Origin of the sequence: Herbidospora solisilvae (genome assembly GCF_009901565.1) — a bacterium.
GTDB classification, from domain to species: domain Bacteria; phylum Actinomycetota; class Actinomycetes; order Streptosporangiales; family Streptosporangiaceae; genus Herbidospora; species Herbidospora solisilvae.
Genome location: NZ_WXEW01000008.1, coordinates 55,865 through 77,471, shown reverse-complemented (window position 1 = coordinate 77,471; position 21,607 = coordinate 55,865). Strand labels below are relative to the sequence as shown.

18 protein-coding genes are annotated in these 21,607 nt (G+C 69.5%); 7 read left to right on the top strand and 11 right to left on the bottom strand.

Annotated elements, in window-relative coordinates; genetic code table 11:
• The first annotated feature begins 139 nt into the window (after positions 1-139).
• Together GT755_RS26195 and GT755_RS41305 are read left to right on the top strand one after the other, a co-directional pair.
• Positions 140-760, top strand: coding sequence for a general secretion pathway protein GspK (locus GT755_RS26195; protein ID WP_161482291.1), 621 nt, complete (start codon positions 140-142; stop codon positions 758-760).
• Between the two features lie 39 nt (positions 761-799).
• On the top strand, positions 800-2,107 hold the full coding sequence (locus tag GT755_RS41305; protein WP_161482290.1) for a serine/threonine-protein kinase: 1,308 nt from the start codon (positions 800-802) through the stop codon (positions 2,105-2,107).
• Here the strand turns inward: GT755_RS41305 and nuoH are convergent.
• From nuoH to GT755_RS26170, 4 genes are read right to left on the bottom strand one after another with little or no spacing between them, the layout of a single operon-like run.
• Positions 2,104-3,051, bottom strand: a complete 948-nt coding sequence (nuoH, locus tag GT755_RS26185) for an NADH-quinone oxidoreductase subunit NuoH (RefSeq protein ID WP_161482289.1) — start codon at positions 3,049-3,051, stop codon at positions 2,104-2,106. The two genes, GT755_RS41305 and nuoH, sit on opposite strands and share 4 nt — an antisense overlap.
• Positions 3,044-3,565 carry an NADH-quinone oxidoreductase subunit C gene (locus GT755_RS26180; protein ID WP_161482288.1) on the bottom strand — a complete coding sequence of 174 codons (522 nt, stop codon included), beginning with the start codon at positions 3,563-3,565 and terminating at the stop codon, positions 3,044-3,046. Before GT755_RS26180 ends, nuoH begins: the two co-directional genes overlap by 8 nt.
• Complete coding sequence (locus GT755_RS26175; protein WP_030457030.1) at positions 3,562-4,047, bottom strand: NADH-quinone oxidoreductase subunit B; 486 nt, start codon at positions 4,045-4,047, stop codon at positions 3,562-3,564. The genes GT755_RS26180 and GT755_RS26175 overlap by 4 nt, the downstream gene beginning before the upstream one ends.
• A gap of 3 nt (positions 4,048-4,050) precedes the next feature.
• Positions 4,051-4,422, bottom strand: coding sequence for an NADH-quinone oxidoreductase subunit A (locus GT755_RS26170; RefSeq protein WP_030457031.1), 372 nt, complete (start codon positions 4,420-4,422; stop codon positions 4,051-4,053).
• 97 nt (positions 4,423-4,519) lie between these two features.
• Between GT755_RS26170 and GT755_RS26165 the strand changes: the two genes are divergently transcribed.
• From GT755_RS26165 to GT755_RS26155, 4 genes are all read left to right on the top strand, one after another.
• On the top strand, positions 4,520-5,965 hold the full coding sequence (locus GT755_RS26165) for a polysaccharide deacetylase family protein (RefSeq protein WP_161482287.1): 1,446 nt from the start codon (positions 4,520-4,522) through the stop codon (positions 5,963-5,965).
• Between the two features lie 28 nt (positions 5,966-5,993).
• Complete coding sequence (locus GT755_RS41625) at positions 5,994-6,077, top strand: putative leader peptide (RefSeq protein WP_353051406.1); 84 nt, start codon at positions 5,994-5,996, stop codon at positions 6,075-6,077.
• Between the two features lie 138 nt (positions 6,078-6,215).
• Positions 6,216-8,063, top strand: a complete 1,848-nt coding sequence (locus tag GT755_RS26160; RefSeq protein WP_328794505.1) for a 2-oxoacid:acceptor oxidoreductase subunit alpha — start codon at positions 6,216-6,218, stop codon at positions 8,061-8,063.
• A complete protein-coding gene (locus GT755_RS26155) occupies positions 8,056-9,102 on the top strand; it encodes a 2-oxoacid:ferredoxin oxidoreductase subunit beta (RefSeq protein ID WP_030457034.1) in 1,047 nt (348 codons plus the stop codon). The genes GT755_RS26160 and GT755_RS26155 overlap by 8 nt, the downstream gene beginning before the upstream one ends.
• Here GT755_RS26155 and rfbC read toward each other — a convergent pair.
• The 5 genes from rfbC to GT755_RS41295 form a co-directional block, all read right to left on the bottom strand.
• Positions 9,095-9,682 carry a dTDP-4-dehydrorhamnose 3,5-epimerase gene (gene rfbC, locus GT755_RS26150; RefSeq protein WP_161482286.1) on the bottom strand — a complete coding sequence of 196 codons (588 nt, stop codon included), beginning with the start codon at positions 9,680-9,682 and terminating at the stop codon, positions 9,095-9,097. The genes GT755_RS26155 and rfbC overlap by 8 nt on opposite strands.
• Before the next feature lie 62 nt (positions 9,683-9,744).
• Positions 9,745-13,917, bottom strand: coding sequence for a LamG-like jellyroll fold domain-containing protein (locus GT755_RS26145; protein ID WP_202610548.1), 4,173 nt, complete (start codon positions 13,915-13,917; stop codon positions 9,745-9,747).
• Between the two features lie 118 nt (positions 13,918-14,035).
• Positions 14,036-15,709, bottom strand: coding sequence for a right-handed parallel beta-helix repeat-containing protein (locus tag GT755_RS41300; protein WP_161482284.1), 1,674 nt, complete (start codon positions 15,707-15,709; stop codon positions 14,036-14,038).
• Entirely contained in the window at positions 15,706-17,337 is a 1,632-nt protein-coding gene (locus GT755_RS26135) for a PQQ-binding-like beta-propeller repeat protein (protein ID WP_161482283.1), read from the bottom strand. The genes GT755_RS41300 and GT755_RS26135 overlap by 4 nt, the downstream gene beginning before the upstream one ends.
• 10 nt (positions 17,338-17,347) lie before the next feature.
• Complete coding sequence (locus GT755_RS41295; protein WP_161482282.1) at positions 17,348-18,622, bottom strand: O-antigen ligase family protein; 1,275 nt, start codon at positions 18,620-18,622, stop codon at positions 17,348-17,350.
• 97 nt (positions 18,623-18,719) lie between these two features.
• On the opposite strand from GT755_RS41295, the gene GT755_RS26125 reads away from it, so the two are divergent.
• Entirely contained in the window at positions 18,720-19,616 is an 897-nt protein-coding gene (locus GT755_RS26125) for a sulfotransferase (RefSeq protein ID WP_161482281.1), read from the top strand.
• Here the strand turns inward: GT755_RS26125 and GT755_RS26120 are convergent.
• Positions 19,594-20,451, bottom strand: coding sequence for a phosphotransferase (locus tag GT755_RS26120; RefSeq protein ID WP_161482280.1), 858 nt, complete (start codon positions 20,449-20,451; stop codon positions 19,594-19,596). The two genes, GT755_RS26125 and GT755_RS26120, sit on opposite strands and share 23 nt — an antisense overlap.
• Positions 20,448-21,539, bottom strand: coding sequence for a DUF1972 domain-containing protein (locus GT755_RS26115; RefSeq protein ID WP_161482279.1), 1,092 nt, complete (start codon positions 21,537-21,539; stop codon positions 20,448-20,450). The genes GT755_RS26120 and GT755_RS26115 overlap by 4 nt, the downstream gene beginning before the upstream one ends.
• Between the last annotated feature and the right edge of the window lie 68 nt (positions 21,540-21,607).

Genomic DNA, 21,607 nt, shown 5'->3' with positions numbered 1-21,607 from the left:
CCAAGCCCTTGGCCAGGCCCGTTCCTGGTATGCGCGCCACGATCCAACATCATCCCCCAGAACAGGCTACTCGTGAATGTGACGACCCGGCCCTATCGGTTTTCTCCAGGTCGAGACAGAAAGTCCGTATCCTTCGCATATGGACCAGGTGCCGCGGTCGGCGGCTCGCGGCTTGCTCTGGGCGGTGGCGCCCCTGGTCACCATTGGTTTCGCGACGCCGTTCACCTTCCTGTGGGCGTCATTCTGGCGGCGGAGCCGGTGGCTGGCGCTCTCGGGGGTCCTGTACGCCCTCTCGATGGCCGCCTGGCTCCTGATCGGCAACGTGACGGGAACCCCTTCCGGGATCTGGGCCGCGGTGATGGTGCTGGGCCTGTTCGTGTCGTGGCTCGGCGGAACGCTCCACGCCTTCGCGGTCAGGAAGAAGGTGTTCGGCCCGGCCTGCCCGTTCGAGCGGGCGCGCCTGCTGCGGAAGGAGGCCCGCGCGCTCGCCACCCGCAACCCGGGCCGGGCGCGGCGGCTGGGGGTCGGCCGGCCCGATCTGGGGCGGCGCTTCGACGACGGCGGGCTGGTCGACATGAACCACGCGCCCGCGATCGTGCTCCGGACCGTTCCCGGGATGACGCCCGACCTGGTCGAACGGGTGCTGGAGGCACGCAGCCGGACGGTCACCTTCACCTCGGCGGAGGACCTGTCGGACCTGCTCGACCTGCCGGTCGCCAGCCGGGACGAGCTCTCCGAATACGGCGTCTATCTCCCGTAATAGCGGCGCTTGGCGTCGGAAGTACGTATTGTTCGCGCTGTGCATCCGTACTGGCAACCGCCGCAGCAACCGCAGAAGCCCGCCTCGAACGTGGCGGTGTCCTGGTTGTGGGCGCTGGTTCCGCTCTTCACCTGCGGGTTCGGCACGCCGTTCGTCGTCGGATACGCCGCCGCGAAGAAGCGCAGCCCCTGGCTGATCGTCGCCACCGGGGTCTACGCCCTGAACTTCGTCGTCTTCGTGATCGCCATCGCCGCCTACGAGAACACCGACCTGTGGCCGATGTGGCTCGAGACGACGACGACGATCGGCCTGTTCGTGAACTGGATCGGCGGGCTCGCGCACACCCTGATCATCCGGACCGGGGTCTTCCAGCCGGGGCACGCCTGGCAGCCCGTCCAGCAGCAGCCCGTCCAGCATCAGCCGCAGTACCAGCCGCCGCGGCCGATGCCCATGCCCCCGCCACCGGCCTACCCGCAGCAGCAGCCCCCGCGAACGACCTATGTCCAGCCGCCGCCCCGGCCGTTCACGCAGCCCACTCACCCCTCGACGATGGGGGTGCAGCCGCGGACCCAGGGGCCGCAGTGGCTGGGCCCCTACCGGGTGATCGGGGATCTCGGCCAGGGCGGGCAGGGCGCCGTCTACCTGGGGGTGGACCAGCGCGGGCAGAAGGTCGCCATCAAAGTGCTGCACGCCCACATCGCCAAGGACAAGGACGCCCAGGCACGCTTCCTCCGCGAGGTCGACGCGGCCCGCCGGGTGGCGCCGTTCTCCACGGCCCGGGTGCTCGACGTGAACATCACCGACGACCTGGCCTACGTCGTGTCCGAGTACGTCGACGGGGTGTCGCTGGAGCAGCTCGTCAAGGAGAAGGGGCCGCGCACCGAAGACGGCCTGACCCGGCTCGCCCTCGCCACGGCCGGCGCGCTGGCCGCCATCCACAAGGCGGGCATCGTGCACCGCGACTTCAAGCCGAGCAACGTGCTGATCGGCTCCGACGGCCCGCGCGTGATCGACTTCGGCATCGCCAAGGCGCTCGACCAGGTCAACGCGACCGCGAGCCAGGTCATGGGCACCCCCGCCTACATGTCGCCCGAGCAGGTCGGCGGCCGGCCGGTCGGGCCGGAGACCGACATCTTCGCGTGGGCGGCCACGATGGTGTTCGCGGCGTCGGGCAAGAACGCGTTCGGGCAGGACACCATCCCGGCGATCCTCAACCGGATCATCAACCACCAGCCCGACCTGAGCGAGCTGCCGGTCTCGTTACGGGCCCTGGCGGCGTCGTGCCTGGACAAGAACCCGGCGAACCGGCCGACCGCCTCGGACATCATGTTGCGGATCGTGCACTAGAGGACCTTCACCACGCCGGTCAGCGCGAGCTGCACCAGCGCCAGCGGCACCAGGCCGACCCAGGCGAGCCGCTGGAGCTGGTCTTCGCGCATCCGGGGGAAACTGACCCGGACCCAGATGACCACGAACGCCAGGGCGAAGATCTTGATGAGGGTCCAGACCGGGCCGGGCAGCAGCGGGCCCTGCCAGCCGCCCAGGTAGAGGACCGTGGTGAGCGCCGACAGGACCACGATCCCGGCGTACTCGGTCAGCATGAACAGGGCGAACCGGATGCCGGTGTATTCGGTCATCGGGCCCATGATGATCTCCGACTCGGCGATCGGCATGTCGAACGGCGGACGGCGGAGCTCGGCCAGCCCGGCGACGAAGAACACCACCGCGCCGATCGCCTGCCAGGCCAGCCACCAGGGCTGCCAGGCCTCGACGATGCCCTGGAGCGACAGGGTCCCGGCCGCCATGGCCACGCTGGAGGCGGCCAGGACCAGCGGCAGCTCGTACGACATGAGCTGCGCCGCCGACCGCATCCCGCCCAGCACCGAGTACTTGTTGCCGGACGACCACCCGGCCATGATCGACCCGAGCACGCCGACGCCCATCACGGCCAGCACGAAGAAGATCCCGGCGTCGAGGTCGACCCCGAGCAGCCCGGGTCCCACCGGGATCACGACGAGCACGACCAGGTAGGGCACCAGCGCGACCGCGGGGGCCAGCTTGAAGACGGCCCGGTCGGCCGCCGCCGGGATGACGTCCTCCTTCTGCATGAACTTGACGCCGTCGGCGATGAGCTGGGCCCAGCCGTGGAAGCCGCCGGCGTACATGGGGCCGAGGCGCGACTGCATGTGGGCCATGACCTTGTGTTCCATCTGGCCGACGATCAACGGCAGCAGCAGGAACGCCCCGACGATCACGACCACCCTGATCGCGACTTCCAGCAGCTCAGGCATCGCGCCCCCAGTCGGTCGGCACGCCGGGCGGCAACATCTTCCGTCTCGACGGCGCGCTCGACTCGCCCGGTTCCTTCGCACCGGGCCAGGTCTTGGCCACCCGGGCGGCCAGCACGAAGTCCTTGCGCAGCGGGTGTCCCTCGAAGCCGTCGGGCAGCAGCAGCGGCTTGAGGTCGGGGTGGCCGTCGAAGACCACGCCGAACATCTCGAAGGTCTCGCGCTCGTGCCAGTCGGCCCCCCGGAACACCCCCACCGCAGACGGCAGCACCGGGTCGGCCCGCGTCACGTGGGTGCGTACCAGCAGGCGAAGGTGTTTCTCCTGGTCGGCGAGGTGGGCGACGACGGCGAAGCCCTCGGGCGGGTCGTCCACGGCGGTGAGCCAGTCGAAGAAGGAGTAGCCCCGGTCGCGGCAGAAGGCGAGCACCTCGATCCAGTCGGCGGGGCCGACGTCGGCGGTGGTCTCGCCGAACGACTCGGAGAGCACCACACGGGAGCCGAACTCGTCGAGGATCATGCCAGCGACTCCCCCGCGATCTTCTCCTGGAGCTTCATGATCCCGTGGAGCAGCGCCTCGGGGCGGGGCGGGCAGCCGGGCACGTAGACGTCGACCGGGATGATCTGGTCGACGCCCTTGGTGACGCAGTAGGAGTCCCAGTAGGGGCCGCCGGTGTTGGAGCAGGCCCCGAACGAGATGACGTACTTCGGGTCGGGCATCTGCTCGTAGAGGCGCAGGACGGCCGGGGCCATCTTGTCGGTGACCGTGCCCGAGACGATCATCAGGTCGGCCTGGCGAGGGCCGTTGGCGAACGGGATGACCCCGAACCGGATGAAGTCGTGGCGGCTCATGGACGTGGCGATGAACTCGATCGCGCAACAGGCCAGGCCGAAGTTGAAGACCCACAGGGAGTAGCGGCGGCCCCAGTTCAGCACGAACTTCATCGGCTTCGGGGCCAGCCTGGCGGCGGGCCCGAACGTCGGAGTGGGAAGGTCAACCATGGATCACGTCCAAGTGAGCACGCGCTTGCGCCACGCGTAGACGATGCCGAGCGCGATGAACGCCAGGAACACGAACATCTCGACGAGGGTGGTCATGCCGAACCCGGGCGCGGCGAACACCGTCGCCCAGGGGAAGAGGAACACCGCGTCGACGGCGAACACCACATAAAGATATGTGAAGACGTAGTACCTGACCTGCGACTGGGCCCAGCCGTCGCCGACGGGGTCGACGCCGCACTCGTAGCTGGTCAGCTTCTGCTCGGTGGGCCGGTCGGGGCGCAGCAGCCGGTTGATCAGCAGGGCCCCGGCGAAGATCGCGGCCCCGATGGCCAGGAGCACGGCCACGACCGCGTACGACCCGAAGTATCCGTCCACCTCTTGATAATCGCGCACCTGAACGCCGAACCAAAGAAGCTCACGGACACTGCCAAGCCACAGCAAACCACGCTCAAGCGCCAATAATCTGACATTTATGCCCGTTTTGCGATTCACCGGAGGAATCGCGACGCTCGCCGCCGCGTGCTGCGCGTGCGGCGTTGCCTTCAACTCCCCCGCTGACGAGGTGCCTCCGCCGTCGGAGCCGACGATGCTGACCTTCGTCGACCCGGCCGCGGTGCCCGGCCTCCAGGTTCAGACCATCTACAAAGAGACGGGCAAGACCAATGTGCACCTGACCTACCCCCAGATCCCGGGCGCGACGCCGCTGAGCGACCGGATCAGGGCCGACCTCGTCGCCGAGGCCAAGGCCTTCAACCAGAAGACCGCCAAGGGCAAGGCCACGCTGCCCAAGTCCGAGATCAACGTCGAGTGGCAGCTCACGGCCGTGTCGCCGAAGGTCAGCGGGGTCCGCCTGCGCACGGGCCTGTTCGAGGGCTCCTCCTGGGTCAACTCGACCCGGACCCTCTGGTACGACGGCGCCCGCGTCGTCACCTCCGATCTGCTGGTCAAGAACCTCGACGCGCTCGCGCGGGTGGTCGGGGCCCGGCTGGCGGGCGACGCCGACGTCGACCACGCGGCGATCAAGCCCGACCGGGCGCTGTTCGACTCCCTCGACTTCAACTCGCGGGGCGACCTGGTGGTGGAGTTCGACGACTACGAGATCGGGCCGGGCGCGCTGGGCCGGGTGGCCACGGCGATCCCCAAGCAGGACGCGGCCCCCCTGCTGTCGGACTTCGGCAGGTCGGCGCAGCGGGCCGTCGAGTCGGCCCGGCCGACCACCCCGCCCGAGTTGCGCGACCCGCCGGAGGCCACCGCTCCGGCGGTGCCGGGGAAGGTCGACTGCCGGGTCGCGCGCTGCGTCGCGCTGACGTTCGACGAGGGGCCGGGGCCGTACACCGACCGGATCCTGACCGCGCTCGGCACCACCCGCGCCACCTTCTTCCTCACCGGCACCAGCGCGGCGGCCCGCCCCGACCTGCTGCGCCGGATGGCCCGCGACGGCCACCTGGTCGGCAACCACGGCTGGTCGCACCGCGACCTGACGACACTCCCGGACAACCGCATCTACGAGCAGCTCTCCCGCACCCAGGACGTCATCGCCCAGTCGACCGGCAGCCCGCCGTCCCTGATGCGGCCCCCCTACGGCGCCACCAACCACGACGTCGCCAAGATCGCCGGCGAGCTGAAGCTCAGCGTGGTCAAGTGGGACGTCGACGGCGGCGACGAGGGCGACGCCACCGCGCAGGAGATCTGCAAACGGGTCACCTCGGGCGTGAAGCCCGGTTCGATCGTGCTCCTGCACGACCTGGGCCCCGCCACCCCCGAAGCCATCCCGCTGATCCTCAAGGCACTCGAAGACCGCGGATACTCTTTTGTCACCGTTCCCGAGTTGTACGGAACACGCCCGATGCAGCCAGGCGTAACCTACGAATCGGCCGCCGACGCCGCCGTCTCGCGCTATGGGCGCCCGCTACCGTGAATCCAGCGGGGACATATAGTTAGGCACCGTGACCCGAATCATCCTCTTCGCTCGCCGGCACGTCGACCTGTGCCGCATCGCGTCGGGACTGTGTCAAGCCCTGCCCGACTGACGCCCCATCCCCCCACACGAGCGACAAAGGTCACAACCCACGCGCATTCGTATGAGCGCGACAAAGGGATCTAGCATTGAATTCACACACGTGCCACGAGCAGACCTCGCCATGGTCTGTCGAGGAGGACTGAGCGCTGTGACCAAGCAGGTGCAGCAACTCGACCGCGTGATCATCCGGTTCGCGGGTGACTCCGGCGACGGCATGCAGCTCACCGGCGATCGATTCACCGCGGAGACGGCGTCGTTCGGCAACGACCTGTCGACGCTGCCCAACTTCCCGGCCGAGATCCGCGCCCCGGCAGGCACCCTCCCCGGAGTGTCGAGCTTCCAGCTCCACTTCGCCGACCACGACATCCTCACCCCGGGCGACGCGCCCAACGTCCTCGTCGCGATGAACCCGGCCGCCCTCAAGGCGAACCTGTCCGACCTCCCGCGCGGCGCCGACATCATCGCCAACGCCGACGAGTTCACCAAGCGGAACCTGCAGAAGGTCGGCTACGACGTCAACCCGCTCGAAGACGACAGCCTGGCCGAGTGGCGGCTCCACTCGGTGCCGCTGACCTCGCTGACGGTCAAGGCGCTCGAAGAGTTCGACATCTCCAAGAAGGACGCCGAGCGGGCGAAGAACATGTTCGCCCTCGGCCTGCTGTCGTGGCTCTACGGCCGCCCGGTCGAGGCGACGATCAAGTTCATCGAGACCAAGTTCGCCAAGAAGCCCGAGATCGCCAAGTCCAACGTGGCCGCCTTCAACGCCGGCTACAACTACGGCGAGACCACCGAGGCGTTCTCGGTCTCCTACGAGATCAAGCCCGCCCCGCTGAGCGCCGGCGTCTACCGCAACATCTCCGGCAACCAGGCGCTGGCCCTCGGGCTGGTCGCGGCGTCGGTCCAGTCGAAGCTGCCGCTGTTCCTGGGCTCCTACCCGATCACCCCGGCCTCCGACATCCTCCACGAGTTGTCGAAGCACAAGCGGTTCGGCATCCGCACCTTCCAGGCCGAAGACGAGATCGCCGGCGTCGGCGCGGCGCTGGGCGCGGCCTTCGGCGGCGCGCTGGGCGTGACCACCACGTCGGGCCCGGGTGTGGCGCTCAAGGCCGAGACGGTGGGCCTCGCGGTCACCACCGAGCTGCCGCTGATCGTGGTCGACGTGCAGCGCGCCGGCCCCTCGACCGGCATGCCGACCAAGACCGAGCAGACCGACCTGCTGATGGCGCTGTTCGGCCGCAACGGCGAGTCGCCGGTGCCGGTGATCGCCCCGGCGACGCCGAGTGACTGTTTCGACGCCGCCGTCGAGGCCGCCCGGATCGCGATCAAATATCGCACCCCGGTGATGCTGCTCTCCGACGGCTACCTGGCCAACGGCTCCGAGCCGTGGAAGGTCCCGTCGCAGGCCGAGCTGCCCGACATCTCGGTGCCCTACACGACCGAGCCCAACGGCGACGACGGCACCACCTTCCTGCCGTTCAAGCGTGACACCGAGACGCTGGCCCGCCCGTGGGCGATCCCCGGCACCCCCGGCCTCGAACACCGCATCGGCGGCATCGAGAAGGCCGACGGCACCGGCAACATCTCCTACGACCCGAACAACCACGACCTGATGGTCCGGCTGCGCCAGGCCAAGATCGACGGCATCGACGTGCCCGACCTGGAGGTCGACGACCCCGACGGCGACGCCCGGGTGCTCGTGCTCGGCTGGGGTTCGACCTACGGCCCGATCGCGGCGGCGGCCCGCCGGGTGCGCCGGGGCGGCCACAAGGTCGCGCAGGCCCACCTGCGTCACCTCAACCCCTTCCCGAAGAACATCGGCGAGGTGCTGAAGTCCTACGACAAGGTGCTCCTGCCCGAGATCAACCTGGGGCAGCTCGCGCTGCTGCTGCGGGCCAAGTACCTGGTCGACATCATCAGCTACAACCGTGTGCGCGGGCTTCCGTTCAAGGCCGAGGAGCTGGCCGGAGTGATCCAGGAAGTGATCGAAAGTGAGTGAATCCCTGAACGGCAAGGGCCTGGCCCTGGTGCCGAAGGCCGAGGGCAAGCAGACCCTGAAGGACTTCAAGTCCGACCAGGAGGTGCGCTGGTGCCCCGGGTGCGGTGACTACGCGATCCTGGCCGCCGTACAGTCGTTCATGCCCGAGCTGGGGATCAAGCGCGAGAACACGGTGTTCGTGTCGGGCATCGGCTGCTCCTCGCGGTTCCCCTACTACATGAACACCTACGGGTTCCACTCGATCCACGGCCGCGCCCCGGCCATCGCGACCGGTCTGGCGGCCTCCCGCCCCGACCTGTCGGTGTGGGTGATCACCGGTGACGGCGACGCCCTGTCGATCGGCGGCAACCACCTGATCCACGCGCTGCGCCGCAACGTCAATCTGAACATCCTGCTGTTCAACAACCGGATCTACGGTCTGACGAAGGGCCAGTACAGCCCCACCTCCGAGGTCGGCAAGATCACCAAGTCGACGCCGATGGGCTCGCTCGACAAACCGTTCAACCCGATCTCGCTGGCCGTCGGCGCCGAGGCCGGGTTCGTCGCCCGGACCATCGACTCCGACCGCAAGCACCTGCACAGCGTGCTGCGCGAGGCCGCCGCCCACCGGGGCACCTCGCTGGTGGAGATCTACCAGAACTGCAACATCTTCAACGACAACGCGTTCGAAGACCTCAAGGACCCCGACAAGCGCGACGTGATCACGCTGCGCCTGGAGCACGGGCAGCCGATCGCCAATGCGACCCAGGCGGTCAGGCTGGCCCCGACCGGTGGCCTCGAGGTCGTGGCGCGTGACTCGATCTCCCCCGAGGAGATCCTCGTCCACGACGTGCACAACCCCGACCCGTCGCTCGCGTTCGCGCTGAGCCGGCTCGACGAGCCGGCCTTCCAACACGTGCCGATCGGCATCTTCCGGTCGGTCGACCGGCCTTCCTACGACCACCTGATGAGCGAGCAGCTCGAGATGGCCGTGGCCCAGCGCGGCCCCGGCGACCTCGACGAGCTCCTCCAGGGTGGCGACACCTGGAAGATCAACTAAGCGTTCTGTAGAAGGCCGTACACGTCTCGAAATCAGGAAGCAGGCCCTCGTCGAGGGCCTGCTTCATCGACGGCGCCTGTACGTCCTTCTCGGACAGGACCGGGTCGGCGACCCGCCAGTCGATGCCCAGCTCAGGGTCGAGCGGGTTGATGCCCCGCTCCCGGGTGGGCGCGTAGGGCTCGGAGCACAGGTAGAAGACCGTCGCGTTGTCGGTCAGTGCGGCGAAGCCGTGGCCGAGGCCCTCGGAGATGTAGAGGCTCTGGAACCTCTCCGAGTCCAGGACGACCTGCTCATGCCGCCCGAACGTGGGTGAGCCCACGCGGAGGTCGACGACAACGTCCAGGATGCGGCCCGACAGGCAGGTCACGTATTTGGCCTGGCTGGGCGGCACGTCGGCGTAGTGGATGCCCCTGATCACGCCGCGGGCGGAGACCGACGTGTTGGCCTGGGACAGGCGCAGGCCGTGGCCGGTGGCCTCGGCGAGCTCGGCGGCCCGGAACGACTCCATGAACGTGCCCCGGTCGTCGTGGAACAACCTCGGGGTGTAGAGGTAGGCGCCCTTGATCGGCAGTTCTTCCATGCGGCAACTCCTTACATGACTGATGCCCCGCCGGGCGACCCGGCGGGGCATCAGTACATTTGTCAGGCGACGGTCACGGGGTGGACGACGACGGAGGTCCGTCCGTCGGCACCCGTCACGGTCAGGGTGATGTTGTAGGTGCCCGGCGTCGCGTAGGTGTGGGAGCCGGTCTGGCCGGTGCTGGGGGCACCGCCGTCGCCGTAGCTCCACGTGTAGCCCGCGATCGCGCTCGACCCGGCCGTCGAGGCCGAGGCGTCGACGTCGCAGGTCAGGCCGGTGCAGGTCGGGGTGAACGCGGCCGTCGGGGCGGCGGCCAGGTTGCTCGCGGCGAGGTCGTCGACCGTCAGGACGATCGGGGCGTTCGTCGCGGTGCCCGACAGGTAGGCGCCGATGCCCACGCCGCCCGCGACCTGCATGTTCGCGGTGGCGTCGGTGGTGGTGGCCTGCCAGCCGGCCGGCTCGGTCCCGGCGGCGTTCCAGACCTTGCCGGAGATCGTCGTCGGGTTCGTGCCGGTGACCAGGACCCGCATGTTGAGCACCAGGCCCGGCGTGTAGGTCAGACCGGGGATGGTCGTCTCGGTGGTGATCAGGGTGTCGCTGCTGGCCCCGGTGGTGCGGATCAGCGAGAGGCCGACGCCCGACGGGAGCAGCCGGGCCCGGACCTTGTACTCGCCGACGCCCGCGACGCGGCGGCCGGTGGCGAACAGGTAGGTGCCGTTGCCGGTGCCCACCTTGTCGGACGCGATCGAGAACGACAGGTCGGCGGTGGTGGTGGACACCCCGTCGAGGTAGGCACGCGGGTTGGCCGTCGTCGCCGGGAGGGCGAGCTTGGCCGCGTTGCCGTCGACGGAGAAGTTGCCGGCGCCGCCGACGAGCGTCCACGGGCCGCCGGTCTGGGCGGTGCCCAGCGAGCCGTTGAGGGTCCGGCCGAACGTGTCGTTCGCGATGATCGACGGCGGGTTGGCGGCCGGGCGGGGCACGACCACGTCGCCGCTGTTGGCGGTGGCGTCGTCGTTGTCGGTGACCGTCAGGGTGACCGGGTAGTCACCGGCGGCCGGGTAGGTGTGGGTCGGGGTGGCGCCGGTGCCGGTCTGGCCGTCGCCGAAGTCCCAGGCGTAGCCGTCGATCGAGCCGTCGGCGTCGGCCGACGCCGAGGCGTCGAACGAGCACTCCAGGTTGGTGCAGGTCGAGGTGAACGACGCGGTCGGCGGCTGGTTGGCCGGGCCGGTGCCGCTGCCCTCCTGGTAGTGCTGGGCGACCTCGGCCGGGGTGAGCACCTTGGTGTAGATCGCGCCCTCGTCGATGAACCCGTTGAAGTTGTCGGAGCTCGGGCGGTTGGGCCAGGAGTTCAGGTTGTCGCCGCCGAAGCGCCAGTACCCCGAGTAGCTCTCGGCGCCGGTCTGCGCGTGGGTGCCCGCGAGCGCGCCGTCGACGTAGAGCTTCATGCCGTCGGCGCCCTGCGTCGCCACGAGGTGGTGCCACTGGTTGTTGTTGTACGTGGCCGTCGTGGTGATCAGGTTGAAGGCGCCGGTGTACGTGCCGAAGACCAGGCGGCCGTCGTTGCGCATGTACACGTGGCGGTCGTAGTTGCCGCTGGTGCCGGTCGCGGTGTTGCCGAAGCCGACGATCTTGCCGCCCTGGTTGGAGGAGCTGCGGAACCAGGCCTCGGCCGAGTAGGTCGTCGGGTTGCTCATCGCGTTGGCCGAGAACGCCCGGCCGCCGCTCTGCACCCGGACCGCCCGGTTGGTCGTGCCGACGATCGCGCCCGTCTGGTTGTAGGTCACGCCGGTGTTGGTGAACGTGCCGTTGATGCCGCTGGTGCTGGCGTCGATCGCGGCCGGGCCGTTGGCCTCGTTGAACCGGAAGTAGGTCACCGGCTCGTCGTCGTAGACGACGCGGCCGTAGTCGTCCGCCGGACGCGGCGGGATCGGGCTGACGCGGCCCGAGGCGACGTAGTGGGCGTCGATCTTCGCCGGCGCCAGGGCCGTCGGGTAGATCGCGACGTCGTCGATCTGGCCGTTCAGGTAGAGGCTGGTCGGGCGGTTCGGCCAGCCGTTGAGGTTGTCCCCGCCGATCCGCCAGTAGCCGGTGTAGGTCTGGGCGCCGGTGACCGAGGCGTCCTGGCCGACGCGGCGGCCGTCGACGTACAGGGCGATGCCGCCGCTGCCCTGGGTGGCCACGATGTGGTGCCACTGGCCGTCGTTGAAGCCGGGGGCGCTGTTCACCGTGCGGACCGCGTTGGGGTAGACGCCGAAGTAGATGCGGCCGGCGTTGTCCATGTAGACGTGGCGGTCGTAGCTGCTCGAATCGCCGGTCGCGGCGCTGCCGTAGCCGACGATCTTGCCGCCCTGGTTCGACGTGGTCTTGACCCAGGCCTCGATCGAGAAGGCCGGGGTGGTGGCGACCGTGCTGTTGGTCTTCACCAGGCCGGTGCCGGTGCCGTTGAAGGCCGCCGCGGCGTCGGCGTCACCGTTGATCGCGCCGGGGGTCGCCTGGGAGGTGCCCGCGTCACGGGTGGCGTCGGTGAAGGCCGCGTAGTCGAAGGCGGTGGTGCCGGAGGCCTCGCCGAGCCGCCAGTAGGCGCTCGCGCCGTCGTCGATGACGGCTTCGGCGTAGTCGCTGAGCGCCCCGGCCGAGGAGATCGTCACCGGGTCGGAGGTGCCGCTGCCGACGGCGTTGCCCTGCGGGTCGACGGCGCGGACGCGGTAGGTGTGGACGGAACCGGGCGCGAGGCCCTCGTCGATGAAGCCGGCCGACGGGAGGGTCCAGAAGTTGGAGTCGACCTCGACCTCGCCGACCGGGGTGGTGCCCCCGTCGCGGAGGATCTGGTACTTCAGCTTCGCATGGTCGCGGTCCCAGGTGGTCTTCCAGCTCAGGCGCGCGGTGCCCGCGTTGAGCGAGACCGCCGTCGGGGTCAGGTCGGCCGTCGGGATCGGCCCGGAGGTCTTCGGCGCGTTCGCCTTGATCGCGAACCGGGTGAGGCCCTGCTGGGCGCTGCCGTTGACGGTGGTGAACTCGCCGCCCATGACCAGGTAGTTGCTGTTGCCCGACAGGGCCCAGCCGCCCTGGTTCATGCCGGTGTAGGAACCGGCGTTGACCTGCGGGAACCAGTGGAGCAGGGTCGGCGTCGGCTGACCGCTGTACTGGCTGTTGTTCGACGGCGGCATCGGGTCGGTGCCGGTCGGGACGGTCGTGGTGGCCAGCGCGCGCTGCCAGCGGGTCGGCGAGACCTCGGGGAAGCCGCGCAGCGACTCGCAGTCGTGGGCGTGGCCGACGCTGTAGAGCACCTGGTTGATCGGGAAGACGCTGTAACTGGCGCCGTAGCAGTTGTCGAGCCAGATCAGGTCGCCCGTGTTGGGCTCGACCGCGAACCGGCCGTCGAACCAGTGCCAGCCCTCTCCGTCGGCGGCGGCGTAGATGTTGGTGCCGTCGGTGGTGAGGTCGTAGGTCATCGAGTAGTCGTTGCCGATCCGGGCCGGGATCGGGTTGCTGCTCCACGGCAGCGAGTCGCCCGTGACCGGGTCGAGGGCGCCGATGCCCACCCGGGTGGCGTTGTTGAGCTGCTGGAACTTGCCGCCCACGATGACCCGGCTCTGGTCGGGCGACATGATCAGGGCGAAGACCTCGTCGTCGGTGTCGGGGGCCCACGGCTGGTTGGCGCCGTTGCTCCGGTTGACCGCGGCCAGGCGGTTGCGGCTCTGGCCGTTGACGTTGAAGAAGTTGCCGCCGATGTAGACGGTCGAGTTGGAGACCGTGATCGCGCGGACCACGTTGCCGACCGAGGGGGCCCACGACTCGAGGTTGCCCGTGGCGACGTCGAAGGCCGCGACCCGGTTGCGGGTCTGGCCGTTGACCTGGGTGAAGTCGCCGCCGATGTAGATCTTCGTCTGGTCGGGCGAGACGGCGATGGTGCGGGCCTGGGCGTTGAGCGTCGGCGCGAAGGAGGTGACGTTACCCGTGGTGATGTTGAAGGCCAGGATGTTCGACCGCACCACCTCGGCCGCGTTTCCGGGGGCGGTGCCCGGCGGGCGGGCGCGGGTGAAGCTGCCGACCGCGTAGACGGTGTTGCCGACCGTGGCCATCTTCCAGACCACGCCGTTGATCTGCCACGTGGGCAGGGCGTCGGCCGTGACGGTCTCGGGGACTCCCGGCGGCGGGTCGATGTCGGCCCTGGCGGGAAGAGGGATCGCCGCGAGCGACGCCCCCAGTAATGACGCGGCCAGGAAGGCGGCCACTCGCGATGATCGAATTACCACGGTTACCTACATCTCAGGAGATCGTTCTCACATCACGGCAAGAGTAATGGAACGGTTTAATCCAACAAGGAGTAACCCGTGGGACATGAAGTAACGATTAAAGTTCATCCGCTGGGGCGCCGGATTTAAGCACCGCCCCGGCTTCCCGGCCGAACAGGTTCGCGACGTCGGAAGGCAGCGGCGCACCATCGGGCAAATCGCCATTTTCCACCTCGCTGCCGTGGTTTTCCTGACCGGTCGTCCGGCGCAGATCGGCGAGCGTGGCCACCGCGGCGTCGGCCCGCGTCCAGTCGGCCCAGTCGGCGAGCGGCCCTGGTCCGCGCCGTTGGTAGACGTTGTGGTCGAGGCTCGCCATGTCGGCGGCGCCCTTCCTGCGGGTCAGGTCGCGAACCGCCACGAGAGGTTCGGCGCCGGCCGAGGAAAGCACGTTGTTTCGCACCTCGACGCCACTCACATTCCAGGTCACTCCGGGCGTGAGTTGCTGCCGCGCCCCGTCGATGACATAGATCTGGCGGCCTTTGTTGTCGGTTACGGTGTTGTTCCAGACCCGTACGTCGCTCGACTCGTTCACATAGACGCCGTGGGTGCCGTTGCCGGTCACGACGTTTCCGGCGATGAGCGCGTCGGCCGAGATCTCGAAATGAATGCCGTGGTGGGCGTTGTTCCTGGCCATGTTGCGGGCGACCACGGCGCCGACGACCGACTCGTCGAGCCAGATGCCCGGGCCCCGGTTGTCCTCCATGAGGTTGCCGACGACCGTCATGCGCCTCGACTCGGTGATCTTCAGGCCGCCGGAGACCGGGGCCATCATGAAACGCTCCACGTTGTTGCCGCGACTGACATTGCCGACGATCGTGGCGTCGTCGGACTTGTGCCCGCCGATGCCCACCTGGCCGTTGCCCTCGAACAGGTTGTTCCTGACGGTGATCCGGGCGCCCTTCAGGGACAGGCCGGTGACCGAGGTCTGGGCGAAGACGCTGTTCTCGATCGTCATGTCGTCGGCGAAGGCCTTGACGGCGGCGATCCTGGCCAGCGAGGTGGCGTAGCGGCGTACCCCCACGCCTCTGAGAGACGACCCGTCGGCGCCCTCGAAGTAGAGGGCCTCGTCGAGGGTGGTGGCGCGGACGTCGCGGCCGGTGGGGTCGTCGCCGATGTACAGACGGCCGGCCTGGTAGTCGACGAAGAAGGCACCGGGGCCGACCTGCTCGGCGGTCTGGACCTGCGCGAGCGGCCGGTCGTCGACGAAGACCTGGTCGGGCCAGTTGGCCATCGGGAACTCCGGGTCGACCATGTGCCAGTCTTCGCCGCCGCCCGCGGTGAAGTCGGTGTTGTCGAACCGCACGTCCCAGCCGTCGCGGACCCAGCGGAAGCCGTCGCGGACCCAGCCGCCGACCGGTTCGCTGCCGTCGAACCAGACGACCTCGCCGGGGTGGTTCTGGATGGTCAGGCGCTTGCGGAAGATCTCGACCTTCTCGTGGTAGACGCCTTCGCGCAGGACGATCGTCGAGCCTTCGGGGGCGGTCTCCACCGCGTGGGCGAGGGTCCGCCACGGTTTCGCGACGTCGCCGGGCGAGCGGTCGTCGCCGCCGGGGGCGACGAAGAAGGCGCCCTCGGGGACGGGGTAGTCGGCCGTGCCCAAGGGGGCCGGCCCGGCCGTCTTCCACGACGGCTGGGCCGGTCCGTTGCCGTCGGGCCGCATCAGCGCGGCCCCGATCAGGACGCCCGCCATCGCGAGGGCGACGGCCCCCGCGGCGGCGAGCACCCGTCTCACAGAACCGTCACCGCCGCGCTGTTCGGGCTGGAGACGCGGTTGTTGTACGGGTCGATCGCGCGCACCCGGTAGGTGTGCGTCGCGCCCGGGGTCCGGCCGGTGTCCTGGCACGTCAGGTTCGGCAGGTTCCAGAACACCGAGAAGGCCTCGGCGGTGCAGGCGACCTGGCCGTCGTTGCGCAGGACCTCGTAGCGAACCTTGCGGTTGTCGAGGTCCCAGGTGGCGCCCCAGCGGATCGTCACCTTGCCGCCGCCGGCCGCGAGGGCGGTCGGCGCGCCGAACCCGGCCTGGAGCGGGCCGCCGACGTCGGGGCTGGTCTCGTGGAAGGTCCAGCGGGTCAGACCCTGCTGGGCGACGTCGTTGACCTCGGTGAAGTCACCGCCGGCCCACAGGTAGGTGCCGTCGTTGGCCATCGCCCACGGACCCTGGACCCAGGGGTAGGTGGTGCCGGGGGCCGAGTTGGGGAACCAGTGGAGGATCGTCTGCTTGGCGCCCTGGGCCGTGCCGGCCGGCTCGGCGAGGTAGCGGCGGTGGGGCTTGGTCTCGGGGAAGGCGTCGCCGCCGTAGTAGGACTGCATGCTGCAGCGGTGGGCGTGGCTGCCGCTGTAGAGCACGCCGCCCATCACCGAGATCGCCTGGGTCGCGCCGAGGCAGTTGTTGATCCAGATGCGCGAGCCGTTGTCGGGGTTGAAGGCCAGGCGGCCGTCGAAGGTGCCCTCGCCGTTGGCGCTGGCGTACATGCGGGTGCCGTCGGAGACGATGTCGGTCACCCACGAGCGGCTGGTGGAGCTGGTGGCCGGGATGTCGTTGCTGTTGAACACGCCCTTGGAGCCGTCGCTGACGTTGACCGCCGACAGGCCGTGCTGCCTGATGCCGTTGATGCGGTCGAAGTCGCCGCCGACGATGAGGCGGTTGCCCGCAGGGGTGAGCGCCATCGCGTTGACGCGCCTGTCGGCCGTCGGCGCCCACGAGGTGAGGGCGGCGGTCGAGGCGTCGAACGCGGCCAGGCGGGTGCGGGTCTCGCCGTTCACGGTGGTGAAGTGGCCGCCGGCGTAGACGGTGGTGTCGGACACGGCGATCGCGCGCACCCGGTTGTTGAACACCGGCTTGAAGTCGGGGTCGAGGGCGCCGGTGGCGGTGTCGAAGGCCGCCATGCGGTCGCGCCGCGAGTCATCGATCTTGTTGAAGTCGCCGGCGACGTAGATCTTCGAGCCGTCGGGCGAGGCCTTGATCTCCCAGACCGTGTCACAGCGGTAGGTGTCGGTGGCGATCTTGTCGCACTCGTTCTGCGCCTGGTCGTCGGTGAACGTCGGCGAGAAGGCCACCGGGTTCCACGGCAGCAGGTCGCCGGTGGCGGTGTCGAACGCGGCCAACCCGACCCGCGGCACCTCGCCCGCGCCCCCCTTGGGGACGCCCGGCGGCCGGACGTTGTCGAAGTTGCCGCCCACGTAGGTCACCCCGTTGACGATCTCGATCGTCAACACCACGCCGTCGGTCTGCCAGGTGGGCAGCGCGTCGGCCGTGACTGTGGCGAGTTCCCCGGAAGCGGGGGCCGTGTCGGCCATCGCCGCGGGGACGGGCGTCACCGCTAACGCGGCGATCAGGCCCGATATCAGGGTCTTGCGCATTTGGTCCCCTTCAGGGCACAGGTGAGACCACACCGGTCTCACGGGTATCGTGACGCTCGTCACGTCTCACAGGTTTACGTGTGATGACACAAGTCCACGCCACGATGAGGAACATCCAGATGGACGCGACGTTCGCCGCGCCCGCCATCTGATCGGCGGTCAAGCCGTCGATCACCAGGAACGTCATCAAACCGAGCAGCAGCGCCGCCTCGACCCGGACCTCCCTGACCCTGGTGTACGCCAGGTTCACGGTCAGCACCACGACGATGAGCAGGCAGAAGATCACCCCGCCGACGAGGCCGCCTTCGACGAGCACGTTGACGAAGATGTTGTGACCCCCGCCGAGCCCCAGGGCGTCGAGGAACAACCCGCGCGCCGACGACATGCCGTTGCCGAACACCGGCCGGTTCAGCACCGCCTGGTAGGCGAAGGTCCACAGGTCGGTACGCGAATTGAGGCTCTCCAACTGCTCGACGGTCTCGCCACGGGTGGCGAACTCCAGGAGCTTGTCGCCGAACAGCAGCGGCAGCAGCACCAGGATCGGCGTGCCGACCATGATCACCTCTACCCGTCCCCGGGTGCCCCGGGCGGTGAGCAGGAACGCCGCCACCCCCGCGAGGATGCCGACCGCCGCCCCCCGCGTGCCGGTGGCGACCAGCGCCGCGGCGGTGACCCCCGCCGAACCGGCGTAGACCGGCCACGGGAAACGTCGCGGCAGCCCGTTCGGCAGCAGGAACGCCAGGCACAGCAGCAGCGCCACGCCCAGGAACATGCCGGCCGTGACCGGATGGACGTAGAGCCAGTTGAACCGGTCCTGCGTGTTGGGGGTGCGTTTGAGCGGCACCGCCACGCCGAACGCCACCGAGACCACGACCAGGCCGACGAACACGTGGGCCAGCCGGTAGAGGTCGTCGCGCCGCGCCCGGGTCGCGATCACGTGGCAGACGATCGCGGTGACCAGGAGCTGGCTCGCCCGCACGGCGGCGAACGGGGGAAACGGGGTCCACAACACCGACAGGGCGCAGTAGGCCGCGAACAACCAGGCAAGGATCAACACGGCCGGAGCCGCCCGCCGGGGGGCCCTGAGGCCGAACCGGCGGTAGAGGTAGAGGGCGCACAGGCCGTAGACGCCGATCTCCAGCAGCACGGTGGTGTCGATGCCGCCGCCGACCGCCGCCGAGACGTCACGCGAGCGAAACTTGTAGTCGCTCGCGAGGATCATGCCGAGAGGCAGCAGCGTGGGCCACCACTGCGTGCGGAGCCGCCGGTGGCGCGCACCTCTCACGCCGGTCCCCCCGAATCGCCGCTCCGCTTGGTGACGTGTGCCAGCATACGAGCGGTTAATAACTTTTCACTATGGAGCGGTTGAGAGGACGAGTCAGATGAAGCTCCCTGAACCCGTGATGAACGCGGGCCGAACCGCCATCCGGGGCTGGGGCATGGCGACGGCGGCGTTCCGGCCCGACCCCGATTTCCTGCTCATCGGGGCCAAACGCGGGGGTTCGACGTCGTTCTACTTCGCGCTGCTTGAGCACCCGAGGGTGATCCCGCTGTTCCCGGCGGCCCGGCTGCTGCCCAAGGCCAACCACACGAAGGGCGTGCACTACTTCGACTCCAACTACGCGCGCGGCATGCGCTGGTACCGCTCACACCTGCCCAGCCGGTTGAGCCGGGCGCGGGCCGGGCGCAGGGCGGGCGGCCCGGTGGTCGCCGGGGAGGGCTCGCCCTACTACCTCCACCATCCGCTGGCCGCCGGACGCGCCGCCGGGAACGTGCCAACGGCGCGCATCCTGCTCGTCTTACGCGACCCGGTGGAGCGCACGTTCTCCCACTACCGCGAGCGGGTGCGCGCGGGCATGGAGAGCCTGTCGTTCGAGGAGGCCCTGGCCGCAGAGGAGTCGCGGACCGCCGGGGAGGAGGCGAAGATCATCGCTGATCCGGCGTACCTGTCCTACGCCCACGAGCAGCAGTCGTACGTCGCCCAGAGCGAGTACGCCCGCTGCCTGGAACGGTGGTTCGCCCACTTCCCTCGCGACCGGTTCCACATCCTGACCAGCGAGGACTTCTACCGCGACCCGCAGGCCGCCTGCGACGGGGCGGCGGAGTTCCTCGGGCTGCCGCCCGCGCCCCTGCCCGCGGCGGGCAAGGTCTGGAACGCCGCCGCCCCGGGTGACATCCCCGACGACGTGCGCAAGAGGCTGGCCCGCCACTTCGCCCCCCACAACCGGCGGCTGGAGGAGATGCTCGGACGCCGGCTCAGCGACTGGACGGCCGGCTGAGCACCTCCAGCGCCGCCAGCATGCCGCCGTTGAGCGGCAGGTCGTCGCTGCGCTTGGAGATCAAGGCCTCCCAGTGGGCGGCCGCCTCGGCGTAGCCCGTGGGCACCGGGTCGACCCCGAACAGGGTCGCCTCGGCGGCCCGGTAGTAGACCTCGTCGGCGCCCGGGGGCGCCCAGGCGGCGTCCTCCCAGTCGATCAGCCACGGCACCCTGCCCCGGGTGAGGCGCAGGTTCCACGGGGTGAGGTCGCCGTGCATCGGCAACCAGTGGCCGGGGGTGCCGGCCGGTTTGGGCAACCGGGCGAGCAGGCGCTGGATGCGGCCGGTGAGGTCGACGACGTCGACCTTCCGGACCGGCCGGGCCGGGACCGGCTCCATCGCCGAGATCAGCAACCACGAGGTGCCCTGGCCCAGGACCACCGGCACCCGGAACCCGTCGCCGCCGTCGAGCAGCCGCAGCACCTGGGCCTCGCGGTCGAGCCCGTCGCGCACCTTCAGGAACCCGACAGGACGGCCCTTCTGGATGAGCAGGGCCGCGGCGCCCGGCCGGGAGGCCTGCGGGCGCAGGTAGAGGGCGACCTCGTCGACCGGCCCGGCGACCTCGGCGACCTCCCGGAGGATCTGCTCCCAGCGGTCGACCGGGGGCTCCCAGCGTTCGCGCCGCCCCGGCAGCACCCACGGCCCGGCGATCAGCACCGCCCGGTGCAGGATCCGCTGGGCCAGCAGCGGGAGGGGCTTGGAGAAGGTGAGCAGCGACAACCCGGCGGCGGCAGACCGGGCGTCGCTGACCGGGATCCAGACGTTGGCCCGGCCCGGCGGGTAGCGCACGAAACTCATCCGCGCAGGTCCAGGCAGAGTTTCTCGTAGCGCGCGGCGACGTCGTCCCAGGTGTAGTGGACGCGGGCCCGCTCACGGGCCAGGTCTCCCCTGCGGCGACAGGCGGCCGGGTCGTCTTCGGCCTGCTCGATCACGGTCGCGAGGTCGTCGGGGCCGCCGAAGAACACGCCCGACTCGGCGAGGACCTCGCGGTTGAAGACGACGTCGTAGGCGATCGTCGGGGCGCCCGCGCCCATGGCCCGCAGCAGCGACGGGTTGGTGCCGCCGACGGAGTGGCCGTGCAGGTAGGTGGCGCATCCGGCGTAGAGGGCGTCGAGCAGGTCCTGGTTCCAGACCGCGCCGACCAGCTTCACCCGTTGGTCCTTGGCGGCCAGGTCGTCGATCCGCCGCACGTACTCCTCGGCGTAGGGGGCCGAGCCCACGACGACCAGAGGTAGCCGGGCGGCGCTGCGGGAGTAGCCCTCGACGATCAGGTCGACGTGGTTCTCCGGCTCGAACCGGGCCACCACCAGGTGGTAGCCGCCGGGCTCATAGCCTTCGGCTCTCAACAGGTCGTCGTCGCAGCGCTCCTGGATGGGCGCGCCGTAGGGGATCATGACGCTGCCGGCGGCGTAGGTCTCGCGGTAGTAGTCCTGGATCGCGACGGCGTCGGCGATGATCTGCTTCGACCAGCGGACCGACAACTTCTCGACCGCCAGGTAATAGCGCTGCCCTGCACCGTTCCATTTGGCGCGCTTCCACTCCAGGCCGTCGACGTGGGTGGCCACCGGGATGCGCGCCAGCTTCAGGAACGGCAACAAGGGCGCGTTGGCCGCGTTGAACACCAGCGCGACGTCGGTGCGGTGCAGCAGCACATGGCCGACCGACAACGCCGTGTGGCTGAGCGTCTCCATGATCTTGTGCCGCACGGCGGGCAGATGGACGAGCGTCATCCCCTTGTACGCCGGGATCTTCTCCACCGCCCCCCGGCAGTAGACCCGGACGTCGTGCCCGGCGTCGGCCAGGCGTGCCCCGATCTCCTCGACGGCGGTCTCGAAGCCCCCGTAACGGGCCGGCACCCCGCGAGTCCCGATCATGGCGATCCGCATGCGTCCCCTTCGATGGATGACAAGATGAACATCCAACCGTAAACGGTAATCAAACATTTGGATGCGGC